Origin of the sequence: Rhizobium sp. CFBP 13726 (assembly GCF_014841925.1) — a bacterium.
GTDB classification, from domain to species: domain Bacteria; phylum Pseudomonadota; class Alphaproteobacteria; order Rhizobiales; family Rhizobiaceae; genus Neorhizobium; species Neorhizobium soli.
The window spans coordinates 66,346-84,610 of record NZ_JACYUU010000001.1; the positions used below are offsets into that span (position 1 = coordinate 66,346).

General features: G+C 62.4%; 18 protein-coding genes. 13 read left to right on the plus strand and 5 right to left on the minus strand.

The genetic code is table 11. The annotated features are described in order from the left end of the window. Positions 1–127: 127 nt before the first annotated feature. Positions 128–976: a TIGR01459 family HAD-type hydrolase gene (locus tag IFT66_RS00325; protein WP_192076484.1), complete on the plus strand. Its 849-nt coding sequence runs from the start codon at positions 128–130 to the stop codon at positions 974–976. A 13-nt stretch (positions 977–989) separates the two neighbouring features. Then, complete coding sequence (locus IFT66_RS00330; protein ID WP_192076485.1) at positions 990–1,970, plus strand: bifunctional riboflavin kinase/FAD synthetase; 981 nt, start codon at positions 990–992, stop codon at positions 1,968–1,970. Between the two features lie 16 nt (positions 1,971–1,986). On the opposite strand, the gene IFT66_RS00335 is transcribed toward IFT66_RS00330, so the two are convergent. After that, entirely contained in the window at positions 1,987–2,238 is a 252-nt protein-coding gene (locus IFT66_RS00335) for a DUF1902 domain-containing protein (RefSeq protein ID WP_207105877.1), read from the minus strand. Positions 2,239–2,318: 80 nt separating this feature from the next. On the opposite strand from IFT66_RS00335, the gene IFT66_RS00340 reads away from it, so the two are divergent. Beyond that, positions 2,319–2,558 carry a BrnA antitoxin family protein gene (locus IFT66_RS00340; RefSeq protein WP_062453711.1) on the plus strand — a complete coding sequence of 80 codons (240 nt, stop codon included), beginning with the start codon at positions 2,319–2,321 and terminating at the stop codon, positions 2,556–2,558. Here the strand turns inward: IFT66_RS00340 and IFT66_RS00345 are convergent. Both IFT66_RS00345 and IFT66_RS00350 read right to left on the minus strand, forming a co-directional pair. Further along, positions 2,555–3,013, minus strand: coding sequence for a PIN domain-containing protein (locus IFT66_RS00345; protein ID WP_192076487.1), 459 nt, complete (start codon positions 3,011–3,013; stop codon positions 2,555–2,557). The two genes, IFT66_RS00340 and IFT66_RS00345, sit on opposite strands and share 4 nt — an antisense overlap. Further along, positions 3,010–3,276 carry a type II toxin-antitoxin system Phd/YefM family antitoxin gene (locus IFT66_RS00350; protein WP_062453709.1) on the minus strand — a complete coding sequence of 89 codons (267 nt, stop codon included), beginning with the start codon at positions 3,274–3,276 and terminating at the stop codon, positions 3,010–3,012. Before IFT66_RS00350 ends, IFT66_RS00345 begins: the two co-directional genes overlap by 4 nt. Before the next feature lie 297 nt (positions 3,277–3,573). On the opposite strand from IFT66_RS00350, the gene ileS reads away from it, so the two are divergent. Continuing rightward, positions 3,574–6,537 carry an isoleucine--tRNA ligase gene (gene ileS, locus IFT66_RS00355; protein WP_192076488.1) on the plus strand — a complete coding sequence of 988 codons (2,964 nt, stop codon included), beginning with the start codon at positions 3,574–3,576 and terminating at the stop codon, positions 6,535–6,537. A gap of 135 nt (positions 6,538–6,672) precedes the next feature. After that, positions 6,673–7,311, plus strand: a complete 639-nt coding sequence (locus IFT66_RS00360; protein ID WP_092662408.1) for a hypothetical protein — start codon at positions 6,673–6,675, stop codon at positions 7,309–7,311. Positions 7,312–7,324: 13 nt separating this feature from the next. Here IFT66_RS00360 and IFT66_RS00365 read toward each other — a convergent pair whose 3' ends face one another. Next, the gene (locus tag IFT66_RS00365) at positions 7,325–7,777 is read right to left on the minus strand and encodes a nucleoside deaminase (RefSeq protein WP_113165577.1); all 453 of its coding nucleotides are present in this window, start codon (positions 7,775–7,777) and stop codon (positions 7,325–7,327) included. A 144-nt stretch (positions 7,778–7,921) separates the two neighbouring features. On the opposite strand from IFT66_RS00365, the gene IFT66_RS00370 reads away from it, so the two are divergent. Genes IFT66_RS00370 through IFT66_RS00380 form a run of 3 tightly spaced genes read left to right on the plus strand, consistent with a single transcriptional unit; the run spans position 7,922 to position 11,637 of the window. Next, on the plus strand, positions 7,922–10,168 hold the full coding sequence (locus IFT66_RS00370) for a pseudouridine synthase (protein WP_192076489.1): 2,247 nt from the start codon (positions 7,922–7,924) through the stop codon (positions 10,166–10,168). Positions 10,169–10,171: 3 nt separating this feature from the next. Next, the gene (rsmD, locus tag IFT66_RS00375) at positions 10,172–10,732 is read left to right on the plus strand and encodes a 16S rRNA (guanine(966)-N(2))-methyltransferase RsmD (protein WP_062453705.1); all 561 of its coding nucleotides are present in this window, start codon (positions 10,172–10,174) and stop codon (positions 10,730–10,732) included. A 20-nt stretch (positions 10,733–10,752) separates the two neighbouring features. Continuing rightward, on the plus strand, positions 10,753–11,637 hold the full coding sequence (locus tag IFT66_RS00380) for a patatin-like phospholipase family protein (RefSeq protein WP_192076490.1): 885 nt from the start codon (positions 10,753–10,755) through the stop codon (positions 11,635–11,637). Here the strand turns inward: IFT66_RS00380 and IFT66_RS00385 are convergent, their stop codons facing one another. Next, positions 11,638–13,446, minus strand: coding sequence for a monovalent cation:proton antiporter-2 (CPA2) family protein (locus tag IFT66_RS00385; RefSeq protein WP_062579326.1), 1,809 nt, complete (start codon positions 13,444–13,446; stop codon positions 11,638–11,640). It abuts the gene before it with no gap. Between the two features lie 110 nt (positions 13,447–13,556). Between IFT66_RS00385 and IFT66_RS00390 the strand changes: the two genes are divergently transcribed. The 5 genes from IFT66_RS00390 (at position 13,557) to IFT66_RS00410 (ending at position 18,263) form a co-directional block, all read left to right on the plus strand. Next, positions 13,557–14,903: a TldD/PmbA family protein gene (locus tag IFT66_RS00390; RefSeq protein WP_192076491.1), complete on the plus strand. Its 1,347-nt coding sequence runs from the start codon at positions 13,557–13,559 to the stop codon at positions 14,901–14,903. Between the two features lie 3 nt (positions 14,904–14,906). Then, a complete protein-coding gene (locus IFT66_RS00395; RefSeq protein ID WP_192076492.1) occupies positions 14,907–15,710 on the plus strand; it encodes a 3'(2'),5'-bisphosphate nucleotidase CysQ in 804 nt (267 codons plus the stop codon). Positions 15,711–15,772: 62 nt separating this feature from the next. Then, positions 15,773–16,009 carry a DUF4170 domain-containing protein gene (locus tag IFT66_RS00400; RefSeq protein ID WP_062454846.1) on the plus strand — a complete coding sequence of 79 codons (237 nt, stop codon included), beginning with the start codon at positions 15,773–15,775 and terminating at the stop codon, positions 16,007–16,009. 167 nt (positions 16,010–16,176) lie between these two features. Further along, entirely contained in the window at positions 16,177–17,505 is a 1,329-nt protein-coding gene (gene waaA / locus IFT66_RS00405; RefSeq protein ID WP_062453702.1) for a lipid IV(A) 3-deoxy-D-manno-octulosonic acid transferase, read from the plus strand. Further along, positions 17,505–18,263, plus strand: a complete 759-nt coding sequence (locus IFT66_RS00410; protein WP_249406316.1) for an HAD family hydrolase — start codon at positions 17,505–17,507, stop codon at positions 18,261–18,263. The genes waaA and IFT66_RS00410 overlap by 1 nt, the downstream gene beginning before the upstream one ends. Positions 18,264–18,265: the final 2 nt, after the last annotated feature.

The window sequence follows — 18,265 nt, forward strand, 5'->3', positions numbered from 1 at the left end:
AATATGAAGTTTTGCCGCGATCTGCGTCGCGCGGCCCGCTTTCACTGCCTTCTCCCTTGTAATCTCGCCAACGGTTTGCGATGTCAGCCTCCTAATCGAGCAGGCAAAACCGGCAGGAACTTTTGATATGGCAAAGCGCATCCAGAATTTGAACGACGTGATCGAGAGCTACGATGTCGTGCTTTCGGATGTCTGGGGCGTGGTCCATAACGGCGTCGAAGCCTTCCAGCATTCCTGCACAGCCTTGGCCGCCGCGAGAAAAGCCGGCGCCACTGTCGTCCTGATCACCAACTCTCCGCGTCCAGCACCTGGCGTCATCGAACAGATGAAGCATCTCGGCGTTCCCGATGGAACCTATGACCGGATCGTCACGTCTGGCGATGTCACCCGCCATCTGGTCGCCGAAGGTCCGAAGAAGGTGTTTCTGCTGGGGCCTGAACGCGACCTCAATTTCTTCGATGGACTGGGTATCGAGATCGTTTCTGAAGCCGACGCCGATTGCGTCGTCTGCACCGGCTTCTTCGACGACGAGAAGGAAGTGCCCGAAAACTATACCCAGATGCTGACCACCTTCATTGCGCGCGACGTGCCGATGATCTGCGCGAACCCGGATCTGGTGGTCGAACGCGGTCACCGGATCATTCCCTGCGCCGGTGCGGTCGCCGCCTATTACGAACAACTCGGCGGCCAGGTCCGCGTTGCCGGCAAGCCGCACAAGCCGATCTACGACGAGGCGATCTCGCTTGCCCGCCAGGAGCGCGGTGATGTCGACAAGGCGAGGGTTCTCGCAATCGGCGACGGCATGCCGACCGATGTTCGCGGCGCGCTTTCGCAAGGCCTCGACCTGCTTTATATCAGTGCCGGCATTCACATCGCGGAATATTCCGTCGATGGCGAGACCGACGAGGCAATCATGCAGGAATGGCTGAAAGGCGAGAACGCAGCCCCGAAATTCTGGATGCCGCGCCTCGCCTGATCCGGAACCTGACATGACCGTATTTCACCGCAACGAAATGAAGGAGCCGCTGCCCGAGAGCCTCAAGGGCGGCGTCGTCGCGATCGGCAATTTCGATGGCGTCCACCGCGGCCATCGCAGTGTGCTGGATCGTGCGCTGGAACTTGCCAGTGAACGCGGCGTGCCCGCTCAAGTGTTGACCTTCGAGCCGCATCCGCGCACCGTCTTCAAGCCCGACCAGCCTGTCTTCCGGCTGACGCCGGCGCCACTCAAGGCACGGCTCTTGGAAGCGATGGGGTTCCGCTCCGTGATCGAGTATCCGTTCGACCGCGACTTCGCGACCCGTTCGGCCGAGGATTTCGTGAAGACGATCCTGACCGACTGGCTGGGCGCAAGCGCCGTCGTCACGGGCTTCGACTTCCATTTCGGCAAGGGCCGCGAAGGCGGACCGGCCTTCCTGATGACCGCCGGCGATCGTCACGACTTCACCGTGTCGCTGGTGGATGCGTTTCGCGATGAAAACGCGGAAGTCGTGTCGTCGAGCCGCATCCGCGATCTGATCGCCGAAGGAGACGTTGTCGCTGCGGCAGGCCTGCTCGGCTATCGCTACACGGTCGAGGCGGAAGTGATCGGCGGCGAACAGCTTGGCCGCCAGCTGGGCTATCCCACCGCGAACATGAAGCTTGCCCCTGAAACGGAACTGAAGCCCGGCATCTATGCCGTGCGCTTCAGACGAGCCGACGGCACGCTGCACGACGGCGTCGCAAGCTACGGCCGCCGCCCGACCGTGACTGACGACGGCGCACCTCTTCTCGAAACCTTTCTGTTCGATTTCTCGGGAAACCTCTACGGCGAGATCAGCTCGGTCTCCTTCTTCGGCTACCTGCGCCCCGAACTCAAATTCGACGGCCTCGACCCCCTGGTCGCCCAGATGAAAAACGACGAGGCAGAGGCGAGGGCACTGCTGTCAGGCGTAAAGCCGCTCGGCGAGCTGGACATGAAGATCGCGTTTTAGGCTTTAGAGGCGTATATCAGGCGGCCGCCGTCATCTCGGCGGGCCGTTGCCAGAGAATTGCCGGGATCAGGTACTTCACCGGCTTGTGCGCCAGATCCTCTGCGGAAATATGATTGGCGACGATCAGATCGATGGCGACATCGAAGATGACGTCTTCAAAAGAATCCACGTCGGGCGCCTCGATATGAAGGCCCTCGATATCGCTCTCCGAATAGAAGAGCCTGGCTTCTTCATCCCAGACAGCTTTGATAAAGAATGTTCTCTTCACGGTGTCTACTCTGAAGGTCTGCGGTTTCCCGAAAACCATATATCTGTCATCAGTAGTCCGCAACGCAGGAATGATATCCCATGGCAACCCCACCCCGCAGGCCCGTAAACCCGATGGAAGCGGCCGAAGCGCTGTTCAAGCCGGTCAAGAAACCCGCTGCTCCGGCAGTCGAAAGACGCGCAGCTCCCCAGGCAAAGGAACTCGTGTCCCTGAAGCTCGACAGCGCCGTCATCGAATACTTCCAGGACGACGGCCCCGGCTGGCAGGACCGCATCAACGATGCTCTGCGGGCAACGATGCTGGCCAACCCGAAGGCTTAGCGGCCGCTCAACGGAAACAGCGCGACATCGTCCTGCCAGGGATCGAAGATCGCCGCGCCCGACATGCGGAAGTCCTTGACGTTGCGGGTGACGAGATAGAGATCGTGCTCGATGGCGGTCGCCGCAAACAGCGTATCGATGACAGGCGGCGCGTGACCGGTGGAACGCTTCACGCGTCCCGAAATCTCGCCCCAGCGGCGCACGATAGGGTCGGTCGCGGACAGCGTACGGCCACTGAACCGGGCTTCAAGCGCGTCGGTGGCGGCCTTGTAGCGGTAGCGATTGGCATCGTCGTCGGGCAGGTTCGCTATTCCCTTGTCGTATTCGGCGAGCGTCAGAACGCTGATGAACAGCCGATCTTCGTCACAGTCCGCCGCCCAGCGCTTGACGGAAGGCGCGCCGTGCGGGTTGATCAGGGCGGAAATGACGTTGGTGTCGAGAAGCCAGCCGATCACAGTTCCACGTCCCGTCCGCGGTCGGCATCCCGGTCGAGATTGAGATCTTCCAGTCCCAACCCTTCCATGAAATCGATCAGCGATGTCTTGGGCGCCGGCCTGCTCAACCGCTCCAGCTCTTCGCTGCTGATGACCACGACGCTGTCCTTTCCGCGCACAGTCACATGCTGCGGGCCTTCGTTGCGGGCGCGCCGCACGACCTCGGAAAACCGTGCCTTGGCATCTTCCAGCTTCCAGATGTTTTCCTGACGTCTTTCCGGCATGTCGTCCTCCAACTGGTCAGATAGTCAGTTGTAATCCAAGGGCGGGCAGGGAGTCCACGAACCATCTCGGTTTTGCCCCTTCCTTTCACCCGAAAAACACCGTAATAACCGCCCCCATGACAGATTTCCGGCGGGCCAGGATCATGGCCGCGATGATCATACGAATTATCGGCCCGGCCTTCCGCGCGGCTTGAACAGTCGGCCGGAGGGTCCGGGTTTTCGGCGCTTCCAGGAGCGCTTCTGCCACCGAATTCATCCGCATGCGCCCCTGTCCCGGCGCCAGAGACGATAGCCAATATGACCGATACAGTGACTGAAAAGCTCGATTACTCGAAGACCCTCTATCTGCCCGAGACCGAGTTTCCGATGCGGGCAGGCCTGCCGCAGAAAGAGCCGGAAACCGTTGCCCGCTGGCGCGAGATGGATCTCTACAAGAAGCTGCGCACCTCCGCCGCCGGTCGCGAAAAATTCGTGCTGCACGATGGCCCTCCTTACGCCAACGGCAACATCCATATCGGCCATGCGCTCAACAAGATCCTCAAGGACGTCATCACCCGCTCGTTCCAGATGCGCGGCTATGATGCGAACTACGTTCCCGGCTGGGATTGCCACGGTCTGCCGATCGAGTGGAAGATCGAGGAAGAGAATTACCGCGCCAAGGGCAAGGCCAAGCCCGACCTGAAACAGCCGGACGCGATGATCGAATTCCGCAAGGAATGCCGCGCCTATGCGCAGAAGTGGATCGCGATCCAGGCCGAAGAATTCAAGCGCCTCGGCATCGTCGGCGATTTCGACAATCCGTATCTGACGATGAATTTTCACGCCGAAAGCCGGATCGCCGGCGAACTTCTGAAGATCGCCATGAGCGGCCAGCTCTATCGCGGCTCGAAGCCGATCATGTGGTCGGTGGTCGAGCGCACGGCGCTGGCGGAAGCCGAGGTTGAATACCACGATTACGAGAGCGACACGATCTGGGTGAAGTTCCCGGTTGTGTCTCCGCTGGACGAGCCGTCGAGCATCCCGGCCGATACGGAAGGCAGCGGCGTCTATTTTCATCCGGATCTGCACGGCGCAAGCGTCGTGATCTGGACGACCACGCCCTGGACGATCCCGGGCAACCGCGCCATCGCCTATTCGCCGAAGGTCGCCTACGGCCTCTATGAGGTTGTGGCTGCTGAGAACGACTTTGGTCCGCAGCCGGGTGAGCATCTTATCTTTGCGGACTCTCTTGCGACATCCTGTGCAGAGAAAGCGAAGCTGAAGTTCGATAGGCTTGCCGACGTTTCCGCGGACATGTTGGCAAATATCACCTGCGCCCATCCCCTCAAGGATCTCGGCTACGACTTCGCCGTCCCACTCCTCGCCGGCGACCACGTCACCGATGATGCCGGTACCGGTTTTGTCCACACCGCCCCATCCCACGGCCGCGAGGACTTTGAGGCCTGGATGTCCAGCGTCAAGGAACTTGAAGCCCGCGGTATCGATCCGCGCATCCCGTTCCCGGTCGATGACTCGGGCACCTACACCACCGACGCCCCCGGTTTCGAGGGCGCTCGCGTCATGGATGACAACGGCAAGAAGGGCGATGCCAACGACCGCGTCATCAAGGCGCTGATCGAACGCGAAGCGCTGTTTGCCCGCGGCCGCCTCAAGCATTCCTATCCACATTCCTGGCGCTCGAAGAAGCCGATCATCTTCCGCAACACGCCGCAGTGGTTCGTCTATATGGACAAGGACCTCGCAGACGGAACGACGCTGCGCACCCGTGCGCTAACCGCCATCGACGATACCCGCTTCGTGCCCGCCGCCGGCCAGAACCGTCTGCGCGCCATGATCGAGCAGCGCCCGGATTGGGTCCTGTCGCGCCAGCGCGCCTGGGGCGTCCCGATCTGCGTGTTTGCAGATGAGGAAGGCAATGTCCTGCAGGATGAAGAGGTCAATGCCCGCATCCTGGAAGCCTTCGATGCCGAAGGGGCCGATGCCTGGTTTGCCGAAGGCGCCAAGGAACGCTTCCTCGGCAATGCCCATGACGGCGCCAAGTGGACACAGGTCATGGATATCCTCGATGTCTGGTTCGATTCAGGCTCGACCCATACCTTTACCCTCGAAGATCGTCCGGATCTGAAATGGCCGGCCGACGTCTATCTCGAAGGGTCGGACCAGCATCGCGGCTGGTTCCATTCCTCGCTTCTGGAATCGGCCGCTACCCGCGGCCGCGCGCCCTATGACACGGTCGTCACCCATGGTTTCACCATGGATGAGAAGGGCCAGAAAATGTCGAAGTCGCTCGGCAATGTCGTGGCACCTCAGGATGTCATGAAGGATGCCGGCGCCGATATCCTGCGCCTCTGGGTCATGACCACGGATTACTGGGAAGACCAGCGCCTCGGCAAGACGATCATCCAGACCAACGTCGATGCCTATCGCAAGCTGCGCAACACCATCCGCTGGATGCTCGGCACGCTGGCGCACGACGACGGCGAAGAGATCGCTTACGCCGAGCTGCCGGAACTCGAAAAGCTCATGCTGCACCGTCTGTCCGAGCTGGATAAGCTGGTGCGGGAAGGCTATGACGCGTTCGAGTTCAAGAAGATCGCCCGCGCGCTGATCGACTTTAGCAATATTGAACTGTCCGCCTTCTACTTCGACATCCGCAAGGACGCGCTCTATTGCGACGCCCCGTCGTCGCTGCGACGTCGCGCCTCGCTTGCCGTCATCCGCAAGATCTTCGAATGCACGGTCACCTGGCTCGCACCGATGCTGCCCTTCACCACGGAAGAGGCATGGCTGTCCCTGAAGCCCGATGCCGTCTCCGTGCATCTGGAACAGTTCCCGGATGTGCTCTCCGAATGGAAGAACGATGCGGTTGCCGAGAAATGGGCAAAGATCCGCAAGGTTCGCTCGGTCGTCACAGGCGCGCTGGAAATCGAGCGCAAGGACAAGCGCATCGGTTCGTCGCTGGAAGCTGCTCCCGTCGTCCACGTCGCCGATGCAGAGCTCTTGAAGGCGCTGGAAGGGCTCGATTTCGAAGAGACCTGCATCACGTCCGCGATCACGATCGTGGCAGACGAAGGCCCGCAGACGGCGTTCCGTCTGGCGGAAGTGTCCGGCGTGTCGGTTGAGCCGAAGCCTGCTGACGGCGTCAAATGCGCCCGCTCGTGGCGGGTGACGACGGATGTCGGGTCAGATCCCGCCTGGCCGGATGTTTCGGCCCGCGATGCGGCTGCATTGACAGAACTGGCCAAGCTTGGCCGGCTCTGATGGCTTGCAGATTACCGGATGATTGCGCTTGGCCGCGTCATCCGGTATTCCTGCCTGAAATTGGCCGGAATGTTCCGGCACGAGATGACTTCCGGTTTTGAAGGCGTCAGGACGGGCGCCGATGGTAGGGGTTTGATGAAAACGACTTATGCGTTTCGTGCCGCGATCGGTGCGGTTGGCATGCTGGCTGCAACCGTGTCTCTTTCCGGCTGCATGGGCGGCCCGACCTATGGCACCGACAAGACGGCAATGGCCCAGCTCGGCGACGATCTTGGAGCAGCCGTGGCTCTCGGCAGCGCCCGCGATGAAGAAAAAGAAAAGCTGCGCTACAATCCCCGCCCGACGCTGGTCGTTGCCGGCAAGGGTCAGAGCAGTCTTCCTGCACCCCAGCAGTCGCTCGCCAACCGCGAAAGCAACCCGAACTGGGTTGAATCTCCGGAAGAGACCCGTGCGCGCCTGCGTCTGGAAGCCAAGGAAAACGAAGGCAACAACAATTACCGTTCGCCGCTGATGGCCGGTCGTGGCCAGGGTGGTCAGATGACCGAAACGGAAAAATGGGAAGCCTTCCGCAAGGCCAAGCAGGATGTCGAAACGGTCAACATGGGCTCGCGCCGCCGTTCGCTGTCCGAGCCGCCGGCTGAATTCCGTGCCGCCGATGCCGCAACGCTTCAGGATCTCGGAGAACCCGAGAACGAGAAGGAGCGCCGTCGCAAGAAGGAAGCGCAGAGCGCAACCCAGGCGTCGAACAGCAGCTGGTGGAAGCCCTTCCAGTAAGAGCTTGTCTTGCCTAATCCCGGCGTGAGCGAAAGAAGCCTGTCAGAATGTCGGCGGCTTCCCGCTCTCCGAGCCCGGAATAGACATCCGGCGCATGATGGCAGCTCGGCTGCGCAAAGAAGCGCACGCCATTTTCGACAGCGCCACCCTTCGGATCTCCCGCGCCGTAATACAGCCGGCGAATTCGCGCGAACGAAATCGCCGCCGCACACATGGTGCATGGTTCCAGCGTCACGTAAAGATCGGCACCACTAAGCCGTTCCTGGCCGAGAACCCCGGCCGCAGCCCGCATAACCGCAATCTCGGCATGCGCCGTCACGTCGTTCTTGGTGCGGGTCAGGTTGCCGGATCTGGCGATAATCTCGCCGTCCATGACCAGCACGGCACCCACGGGAACTTCGCCCTGTGCCGCTGCAAGCCTGGCTTCTGTGAGTGCGGCATCCATGAAACCGTCGCTCTTGGGCATTTCCGCGATTTCCTCTTAACCCGGCTCGCATGAACTGGTAGGAAGCATTCAACACGAAGCGCGCTGTGCGCGTGTTTCATCACCATCCACGAACACGAATGTCCGGTTCGTTTCCGTAGACATCATGCTTCAGGCAAACAACAAATGACTTCAAAAGACAAGCCGAAGCGCGGCGAAGCCAAAACCTTCATCCGCGAGATCAAGCCGAAATCTGCAGATGCTGCAGCCGGCAAGACAAAGACGGGGACGGGCTTCAAGAAACGGGCCCCCGCAAAGCCCGGTTCCGATGCGCCCCGCTCCGAACGTCCGCGCTCCGTTGCGCCGCGTGCTGAAAGGCCCCGTGGCGAAAACGCTGCCGCCGACAAGCCGGCAAAGCCGATGCGCCGTCAGGCAGCCTCTGCCGAAACGGCAGCGTCGGATGGCAAGCCCGAGCGCATTTCCAAGATCCTCGCCCGCGTCGGCGTGGCGTCCCGCCGCGATATCGAGCGGATGATCATGGATGGCCGTGTGTCGCTCAACGGCAAGGTTCTCGATACGCCTGTCGTCAACGTCACCTTCGACGATGCGATCGAGGTGGATGGCGTGCCGATCCGCGGTGTCGAGCGCACGCGCCTGTGGCTCTACCATAAGCCCGGCGGCCTGGTGACGACGAATTCCGATCCGGAAGGACGTCAGACCGTGTTTGAAAACCTGCCCGGCGAACTGCCGCGGGTGCTCTCCATCGGTCGCCTCGACATCAATACTGAAGGCCTGCTGCTTCTCACCAACGATGGCGGTCTGTCGCGCGTGCTGGAACTTCCGACCACCGGCTGGCTGCGCCGCTATCGCGTCCGCGCCCATGGCGAGGTGGATCAGGAATCGCTCGACAAGCTGAAGGACGGCATTGCCGTCGATGGCGTTCTCTATGGCTCGATCGAAGCCACGCTCGACCGTTCGCAGGGCCGCAACGTCTGGATCACCATGGGTCTTCGCGAAGGCAAGAACCGCGAGATCAAGAACGTCCTCGGCGCGCTCGGGCTTGAAGTCAACCGCCTGATCCGTATCTCCTACGGCCCGTTCCAGCTCGGTGACCTGCCGGAAGGCGAGGTCATGGAAGTGCGCGGCCGCACGCTGCGCGACCAGCTCGGTCCGCGCCTGATCGAAGAAGCGAAGGCGAATTTCGACGCGCCGATCTACAACGAAACGCCTGCCGCTGCTGAAGACGAGAAGCCGGCGCGCTCCTCCCGCTCCGAATGGTCGAGCCCGGCGGACCGCCCGGCACGTCCTCGCGACGAGGACAGACGCGAACGCTCGCTCGGCCGTCTCGATACCAAGGCGACCGAACGCAAGTTCTCCGAAAAGCCGGCCGGCAAATTCGCCGGCAAGCCCGAGGGCAAGTTCGGTGCAAAGCCGGGCTTCAAGTCCAATGACCGTGATCTCGGCGACGAAAAGCCGAAGAAGCGTCCGCCGATGGGCACCAGCCGCACCGCCAATGTCTGGATGGCGCCGGGTGCGCGTCCAAACGCCGACGGCAGCGTCCGGGCGGTTTCCGCTCGTGCCCAGGCAGAGCAGCTGTTCAGGAAACAGGTGCCGGAAAATGACCGCCGCGTGATCGTGAAGCGCGCCGATGACGACGCCGACTGGATCCGTGCGGATTCTCCGCCGGAGCCGGAAAAGGGCGAATTCGGCGCCAAGCGTTCGTTCGGTGACAAGCCGCGCGGCGACAAGCCCCGCGGTGACAAACCCCGTGGCGACAAGCCGAGAAGCGACAGACCCCGCAGCGATAGCCCCCGCGGTGACAGCCCGAGAGGCGAGCGCTCCTTCGGCGACCGCAAGCCGCGCGAAAGCGGCGATCGTGCCTATGGCGACAAGCCCCGTGGCGAGCGTTCGTTCGGTGATCGTCCCTCCCGTGGAGATCGTCCGACAGGTGACCGCCCAAGCGGCGACCGTCGCCCGCGTCAGGATGGTGACCGTCCCGCCCGTGCGTTCAACGCCGGAGAAGGCCGCTCCGATCGTCCGCGCTCGGATCGCCCTTATGGTGACAGGCCTGCGCGTGGTGACCGCCCGACGGGTGACCGCCCAACACGTGACCGGCCAACGGGCGACCGTCGCCCGCGCGAGGATGGTGATCGTCCCGCACGCTCGTTCAGTGCTGGAGAAGGTCGTCCCGATCGTCCGCGCTCGGATCGTCCGTTCGGTGACAAGCCCGCGTTCGGCGATAAGCCCAGAGGTGCACGGCCTGCCGGCAAATCCTTCGGTGGCAAGCCGAGCGGTGGTAAGCCAAGCTTTGGCGGCAAACCTTCAGGCGGAAAGCCTTCGGGTGGCCGTCCTTCGGGTGGCAAGCCCGGCGGACGTCCGGCTGGCGCACGCTCAGGCGGCCCGGGTGGAAAACCGCGGACCCCGAGAGGCTGATCCGTGCGCATCGTAGGGGGTGAATTCCGCGGCCGCACGCTCGCCACGCCGAAAACCAGCGCGATCCGGCCGACCATCGACCGGACGCGCGAAAGCCTGTTCAACATCATCGGCCATGTCTATCCGCAGGCGCTGGATGGCACGCGGGTGATCGATCTTTTCGCCGGCACCGGTGCCGTCGGACTGGAAGCCGTCTCGCGCGGCTGCCGTCATGCGCTGTTCGTCGAAAACGGTGTCGAAGGTCGCGGTCTCCTGTGGGAGAACATCGACAGTTTCGGCCTGCATGGCCGCGCCCGCATCCTGCGCCGCGATGCCACCAAGCTCGGCCCGGTCGGTACGCTGGAACCCTACAACTTCCTCTTCGCCGATCCGCCCTATGGCCAGAAGCTGGGCGAGGGGGCTCTGTTTGCAGCCCATGTCGGCGGCTGGCTGGTGCCCGGCGCACTCGCGATCCTGGAAGAACGCGCCGATGTCACAGTTGCCGTCGATCCGGCCTTCAAACTGCTCGAAAGCCGAACCTTCGGCGATACGCGGATGGATTTCTTCCGCTACGAACCGGCCTGAGCGAGCGGGAGAGGCCGATCATGAGCACGAGGCTGACCCTTGCTGATCATGAGACAGCGGATCGCGTTGGCCGGAAGAAGGGCGATCTCCGGTACGCGGTCGCCTTCGGCGGCGGCGGAGCCCGCGGCATTTCCCATATCCATGTCATCGAAGCGCTGGACGAACTCGGCATCCGGCCGGTAGCAATTTCCGGCTCCTCGATCGGCGCGATCATGGGTGCCGCCATGGCATCGGGCATGTCGGGCCGCGAGATCCGCGACTATACCGTCGAGACCGTCGGCAACCGCGGCTCGCTGGTGAACCGGCTCTGGGGTCTCGGCCCGTCGACGATGCGGGATGCACTCGGCGGATTTCGCTTCGGTCACTTCAATCTGGAGCCGATCCTCGAGGCCTTCCTGCCGAACCAGATCCCCCAGGATTTCGCCGATCTCGTCATACCCTTGAAGATCTCCGCCACCGATTATTATGGCCAGGCGGAGGTGATCCTCGAGACGGGCAATCTGCGCAAGGCGATTGCCGCCTCTGCCGCCATTCCCGGCCTGTTCATGCCGGTCAGGGTCAACAACCGCATCATGATCGACGGCGGCGTCTTCAATCCCGTCCCTTACGAGCAGTTGATGGATCTCGCCGACGTGGTGATCGGCATCGATGTGGTCGGCGCGCCGGAAGGCGATGGCCTGCATCCGCCAAACCGCTTCGACAGCCTGTTCGGCGCAAGCCAGCTCACCATGCAGGCCAGCATTGCCCTCAAGCTGAAACTCAACCCGCCGCACATCTTCCTGCGTCCCAGCGTCAATCGCTTCGGCGTGATGGATTTCTACAAGGCGCGCGACATCCTCGAAGCCTCAGAAGGCACAAGAGACGAGTTGAAGCGGGCGATCGAGGCTCTGGAAAGGGCCGCCTGATCACCACTTGCCGATCGAAACACCGGAAGCCTTTTCCTCCGGGCTTTTGCCGGTGCGTTTCGGCTTGATCAGTGGCTCGGGGCGAACGGGACTGTTGAAGAGCATCTCGCGGCCGGCGCCCAAACCCTGCACGGCCTGAACCTGCAGCCGTTCCTCGTCGCGACGGCGGATATCGTCGCCGATCTCGGAGGCGGCAGCCTCGCTCATGCCGAGCGCTTCCAGCGTCCGTCGCCCGAACAGCAGCCCGGACTCCAGCGTTTCGCGCAACTCGTATTCGACGTTCTTTTCGCGCAGCGCCAGCGAATGAACCCGGTCGTAGGACCGCACGAACAGGCGCACATCGGGAAATTCCGACGCAATCAGGTCGACGATCCGGTCCGTCGTTTCCCGTTTCTGCGTCGCGACCACAACGATCTTCGTCTTCTCGATACCGGACGCGATCAGAACGTCCTTGCGGGCACCGTCGCCGAAATAGATCCGGAAGCCGAAATTGGCCGCCTGCCGGATACGCTCGGGACTGTCGTCGATGACAGTCACGGAACTGCCGCCGGCAAGCAGGATCTGCGCCGCGATCTGGCCGAAACGGGAAAAGCCGATCATCAGCACATCGGCTCCGGCGCCTTCGAAATCCTCCTCCAGATGTTCGCGCGTCTCGCTCTTCTGCAGGCGCCTAGCAAGCGCAGAGCCAAGCGGCGTCAGCGCCATCGACAGCGTCACGCCGGCAATCAGAAGCGAAGCGGTGGCGGAAGAGAGGAGGCCCGCGGCGGTTGCGGTGGTAAACAGCACGAAGCCGAATTCGCCACCCTGCGGCAACAGGAACGCGATCTTCAGGGCGTCATTGGGCGGCGAACCCCACAGGCGCGAGAGAGCGTAGACCACGGCCGCCTTCACACCCATGAACACGGCAACGGCCGGGATCAGGAAGGCAAGGTTTTCGAAGATCACCTGGACTTCGAGCGAAAGCCCGACAGCGACGAAGAACAGCGCCAGAAGCAGGCCGCGGAAGGGTTCGATATCCGCTTCCAGCTCGTGCCGATAGGAGGATTCCGCCAGCATGACGCCGGAGAGGAAAGCACCCATCGCCATCGACAGACCGACGGCCTGCATCGCAGCCGCCGAACCGAGCACGACGAGAAGGGCGGCGGCAATCATCACCTCGCGGGCACCGCTGCTGGCAATGATCTGGAACATCGGTGTCAGCAGGTACTTGCCGGCAATCACCATGGCGCCCACGGCAGCGACAGCGATTGCAAAGTCCAGCATCGGGGTGGCGGCAGCCTCGCTCGTGCCGGGTGCCAGGATTGTGATCAACGCCAGAAGCGGCACGATCGCGAGATCCTGGAACAAGAGAACGGAGAAGGAGCGCTGGCCGTAGCGGCTGTTCATCTCACCTGTGTCATTGAGGATCTGCAGCGCAAAGGCGGTGGACGACAGGGCAAGCCCGAAGCCGATCATCAGGCTGCCGCGCCAGTCCGCCATCGCCGACAGGTAGGCGAAACCGCTCAGGATGCCACCCGATATCGCCACCTGCGCCGGCCCAAGCCCGAACACATCGGCCCGCATCTGCCACAGACGCGAGGGTTTCAGCTCCAGCCCGATGACGAAGAGCAGGAACACGACGCCGAATTCGGCGACATGCAGCACTTCCTGCGTATCGGTCACCTGTTGCAGCACCGGACCGATCAGGATGCCGGCCGCGAGATATCCAAGCACGGTGCCAAGACCGAGCCTGCGAAACAGCGGGGCGGCGATCACCGCACCGGCAAGCAGCATCAACATTTCGGTAAAGTGGGAGCCGTTTGCAGTCATGGGGCACTTTCGGGTCGGGAATGCGGAAGGTCAACCGGGGAATCGGAGCGCTGCCCTTGATGCTTTGGTCGGTGCACAATAAATGGGGTGCAAACGAAAGGCTTGCAAACATGACCTCGCAAATCGATTCCGCCTCCCTTCTGGCGCGTGCCGGCGAACTGATCGATCTGGCCAAGGCGGCGGGCGCCGACAAGGCGGATGCGGTGGTCGTCCGTTCCCGCTCCAGTTCCGTCAGCGTCCGGCTCGGGAAGGTGGAGGGAACCGAATCCTCGGAAAGCGACGATTTCTCGCTGCGTGTCTTCGTCGGCAACAAGGTTGCAAGCGTTTCCGCCAATCCGGGTTTCGATCTCAAGGTCTTGGCCGAACGCGCAGTGGCGATGGCGAAGGTCTCGCCCGAGGATCCCTTCGCCTGCCTGGCGGATGAAAAGGACCTGGCCAGGGATTACCCGGATCTCGACCTGTTCGACCCGACCGAAGTCACCGCCGATACGATGCGCGAGGTCGCGCTCGAGATGGAACAGGCGGCCCTCGATGTCGCAGGCGTCACCAATTCGTCGGGATCCGGCGCCTCTGCCGGCATGGGCGGAATGGTTCTCGTCACGTCGCACGGATTTTCCGGCGCCTATATGGCCAGCCGCTTCGGCCGCTCCGTCAGCGTCATCGCCGGCGAGGGCACGAAGATGGAGCGCGACTACGATTTCGACAGCCGTCTGTTTGCAGCCGATCTCGACGATCCGAAGCTGATCGGCCGGCGGGCCGGCGAGCGGGTGGTCAAGCGCATCAATCCGCGCCAGGTCGATACCGGCAGCAATGTCACCGTCGTCTTCGATCCGCGCATTGCGCGCGGCTTTGTCAGCCACATCGCCGGCGCCATCAATGGCGGATCGGTTGCCCGCAAGACATCGTTCCTGCGCGACAAGATGGGCCAGCAGGTGCTGAAGTCAGGTCTCAACATCACCGACGATCCTTTGATCGTGCGCGGTTCCTCCTCGCGCCCCTTCGATGGCGAGGGTGTGAAGGGCGAGCGTCTGGTGATGATCGAGGACGGCGTGCTGAACCACTGGTTCCTCTCCACCTCGACAGGACGCGAGATCGGGTTCCCGACCAATGGCCGCGGCGTGCGCGGCGGCACGTCGGTCACCCCGGCCTCCACGAACCTCGCGCTGGAACCGGGCAACATTTCGCCTGAAGACCTGATCCGCCAGATCGGCACCGGTTTCTACATCACCGAACTGATCGGCCAGGGCGTCAACATGATCACCGGCGAGTATTCGCGCGGCGCGACCGGCTTCTGGATCGAGAATGGCGAGCTTGCCTATCCGGTCTCCGAAGTCACGATCGCCTCCAATCTGAAGGACATGTTCATGCGGATGACGCCGGCCAACGACATCGACCGCAAGTTCGGCACTGCCTCTCCGACGATCGCCATCGAAGGCATGACGCTGGCGGGACGCTGACCGATGGCTGGCGCGGAAGGGCAATGGCTTGAAGATCTGGACCTGATCCGCGATGCCGCCCGTCAGGCCGGCGAGATCGCGCATGGCTATTTCGGCCAGTCGCCGGAAGTCTGGTGGAAAAACGAGGGCTCGTCGCCCGTCAGTGCCGCAGACTTTGCGGCAAACGACATTCTCCAGAGCCTGCTTCTGACCGCCCGTCCCAATTACGGCTGGCTCTCGGAAGAAACGGATGACGACGACGCCAGGCTTTCACTCGACACGCTGTTCGTGGTGGATCCGATCGACGGCACCCGCGCCTTCATCAATGGCGAAAAGACCTGGTGCGTCTCGGTCGCCGTCGTCCATCACGGCCGACCCGTGGCGGGCGTTCTGGTAGCGCCGGCGCTCGGCGAGGAGTTCTTTGCCGTCAAGGGCGGTCAGGCGATCCGCAACGGTGCGCCGATCTCTGTTACCAAGGATGATCATGATAAGCTTGTGATCGCTGCCGATGAAAACCTTGTGAAGAAATTTGATCTGCCGTTCCGCAGCCATGTCGAACGCCATCGGCATATCCCGTCGCTCGCCTACCGGCTGGCGATGGTCGCGGACGGACGCCTCGATGGCACCGTCGTCAAGCGCAACTCGCATGACTGGGATCTCGCCGCCGCCGACCTTATCCTGGAATGCGCAGGCGGCCGGTTGACCGACATTGCGGGAAGCCCGCTCACCTACAACCGGCGGCAGGTCCGCCACGAGATGCTGGTGGCTGGCGCAGAGCATGCACTGGAACGGCTATTGCCGCAGATCCAGCGATTTCCGGCCGCTTGACCTTTGTGGCGTAATGCCGCAGATGAGGATCGGGCGGAGAGGATAAACGGGACAGGATGGACATGACCGCGACGACTGACAAGAAACAGCTTCTGCATCTGGTTTTCGGTGGCGAACTTTCGAGCCTCGAAGAGGTTCAGTTCAAGGATCTTGCGGCGCTGGATATCGTCGGCATCTATCCCGATTATGCAACGGCCCTGACGGCCTGGCGCAGCAAGGCACAGCAGACGGTCGACAACGCCCAGATGCGCTATTTCATCGTTCACATGCATCGCCTGCTCGAGCCAGGCCCCAAGTAACGCTGAAGCAAGCCTGATCTGCCAGGTTTCGAAATGCCAAGGTCTGGAACATAGGGTCCGGGACCCCTTTTTGACGCATTTGTGCATGACAGAAATTCGGCGACTGATACGATATCAGAAGGACGACCGGGATTGATGACGGCCATCATGCAGTGGGGGCAAAAGCGATGAGCGGCAGTATGGCTCGCATGGCCCTGGCGGGATACCGTCTGGCCGGCATCGCGCTTTATCCCTTTGCCGGGCCGTACCTCACGTACCGATCGATGAAGGGCAAGGAAGATTCCTCGCGCCGTCTCGAAAGGCTCGGCTATGCCAGCCTCCCGCGCCCGCGCGGACCGCTGGTCTGGGTTCATGCCGCAAGCGTCGGCGAAACCATGTCGATCATGCCGCTGATCCGCGAGCTTCGTCGTCGCGAGATCCATGTCCTGCTGACGACAGGGACCGTTACATCCGCAGCGCTGGTCGATGCCAGGCTCGGCGATGAAGTCATTCATCAATATGTGCCGTTCGATCTAAAATTCTCCATCAAGCGCTTTGTCTCCTACTGGAAGCCGGATGCGTGCATTACGGCCGAGTCCGAAATCTGGCCGACGACGGTGGCCGAGCTGGCGCGGCGTCGCATCCCGCAGATCCGCGTCAATGCACGCCTCTCCGATCGCTCGTTCACGCGCTGGCACAATCATAATACCATCGCCGAAGCGCTGTTCGAAAAGCTGGCGCTCGTGGTGGCCCAGTCCGATCTTGATGCCGAGCGTTTCCGTGATCTCGGCGCCTGGCCGGTCATCGTGTCGGGCAACCTCAAGACCGACACCGACCCGCCGCCATGCGACGAGGAGCTTCTGGCCCGCTACAAGGCCGAAATCGGCGAGCGCAAGACCTGGGCTGCGATCTCCACGTTCGATGGCGAGGAAAAGGCCGCCGCCACCGTGCATCGGGCGCTGAAGCCGAAAAGCAACCTGTTGACCATCCTCGTGCCCCGTCATCCGGATCGCGCAGATGCGATCGAGGAGATGCTGAAGGCGGAGGGGCTCACCGTCGCCCGCCGCTCGCGCAACGACACGATCACGCCGGAAACCGATATTTTCCTCGGCGATTCCATCGGCGAAATGGGTCTCTATCTGCGGCTGACCGAAATCTCCTTTGTCGGCAAGTCGTTGACCAACGAGGGCGGCCAGAACCCGCTCGAGCCGGCAATGCTCGGTTCCGCCGTCCTGTCGGGCCCGAACATCGACAATTTCCGCGACGCCTACCAGCATCTGGTCAAGAAGGGCGGCGCCCGGATGGTGCGCGATGTCGAAATGCTGGCCAAGGCCGTGCATTACCTGATGATCAACGACCTTGCCCGCCGCAAGATGGTCGAAGCCGGCCATGATGCGATGGACGAAATGCGCGGTGCGCTGGCAAAGACTGTCAAGGCGCTCGAACCTTACGTCAATCCGCTGACCGTCAGCGCCAGACTTCAGCCGAAGACAGCCGCTGCCGGTGCTGCACGCTGATGGCCGGGGCGACAAGCGACGGGGCAGATATGGACTTCTCGCATATCGCCGGCATCCTGTTCGACAAGGACGGCACGCTTTTGCACTATGATGCGAGCTGGGGACCGGTGAACCGCGAGGCGGCCCGCATCGCGTCCGGCGGCGATACGGATCTCGAAACGCGCCTCCTGCAAGCCGGCGGGATGGATCCCATGTCCGGCCACACCCGCGCCGACAGCCTGCTTGCGGCCGGCAATGCCGCCGAAATCGCAGCAGGTTTCGTGTCAGCAGGCTCCGCCATGAATGTCGCAGATCTCACCGGTCAGCTCGACGCACTTTTCGTGCGCTCGGCCGAATACTCGGTTCCGGTCACTGATCTCTCCGCCTTCTTCGGCGCGCTGAAGGCACGCGGCCTGAAGCTCGGCATCGCCTCCAGCGACAACGAGGAAGCCATCCGCCAGACGGCGATCCGTTTCGGCTTTATCGATCATGTCGATTTCATCTGCGGCTATGACAGCGGTTTTGGTGTGAAGCCCAAACCCGGCATGTTCCTGAAATTCTGCGAGGTTGTCGGTCTCCAACCCGCCCAGGTGGCGATGGTCGGCGACAACAATCACGACATGCATATGGGCGAGGCGGCTGGCGCCGGCATCAAGGTCGCGGTCTTGACCGGGACCGGTTCGCGCCAGACGCTGTCGGCCGCCGCCGATCTCTGCCTTGACGACATCACCGCCTTTGCCGCCCTCCTGCCGGTCTCGGCACCGGCTGCGGCGGGCTGAAC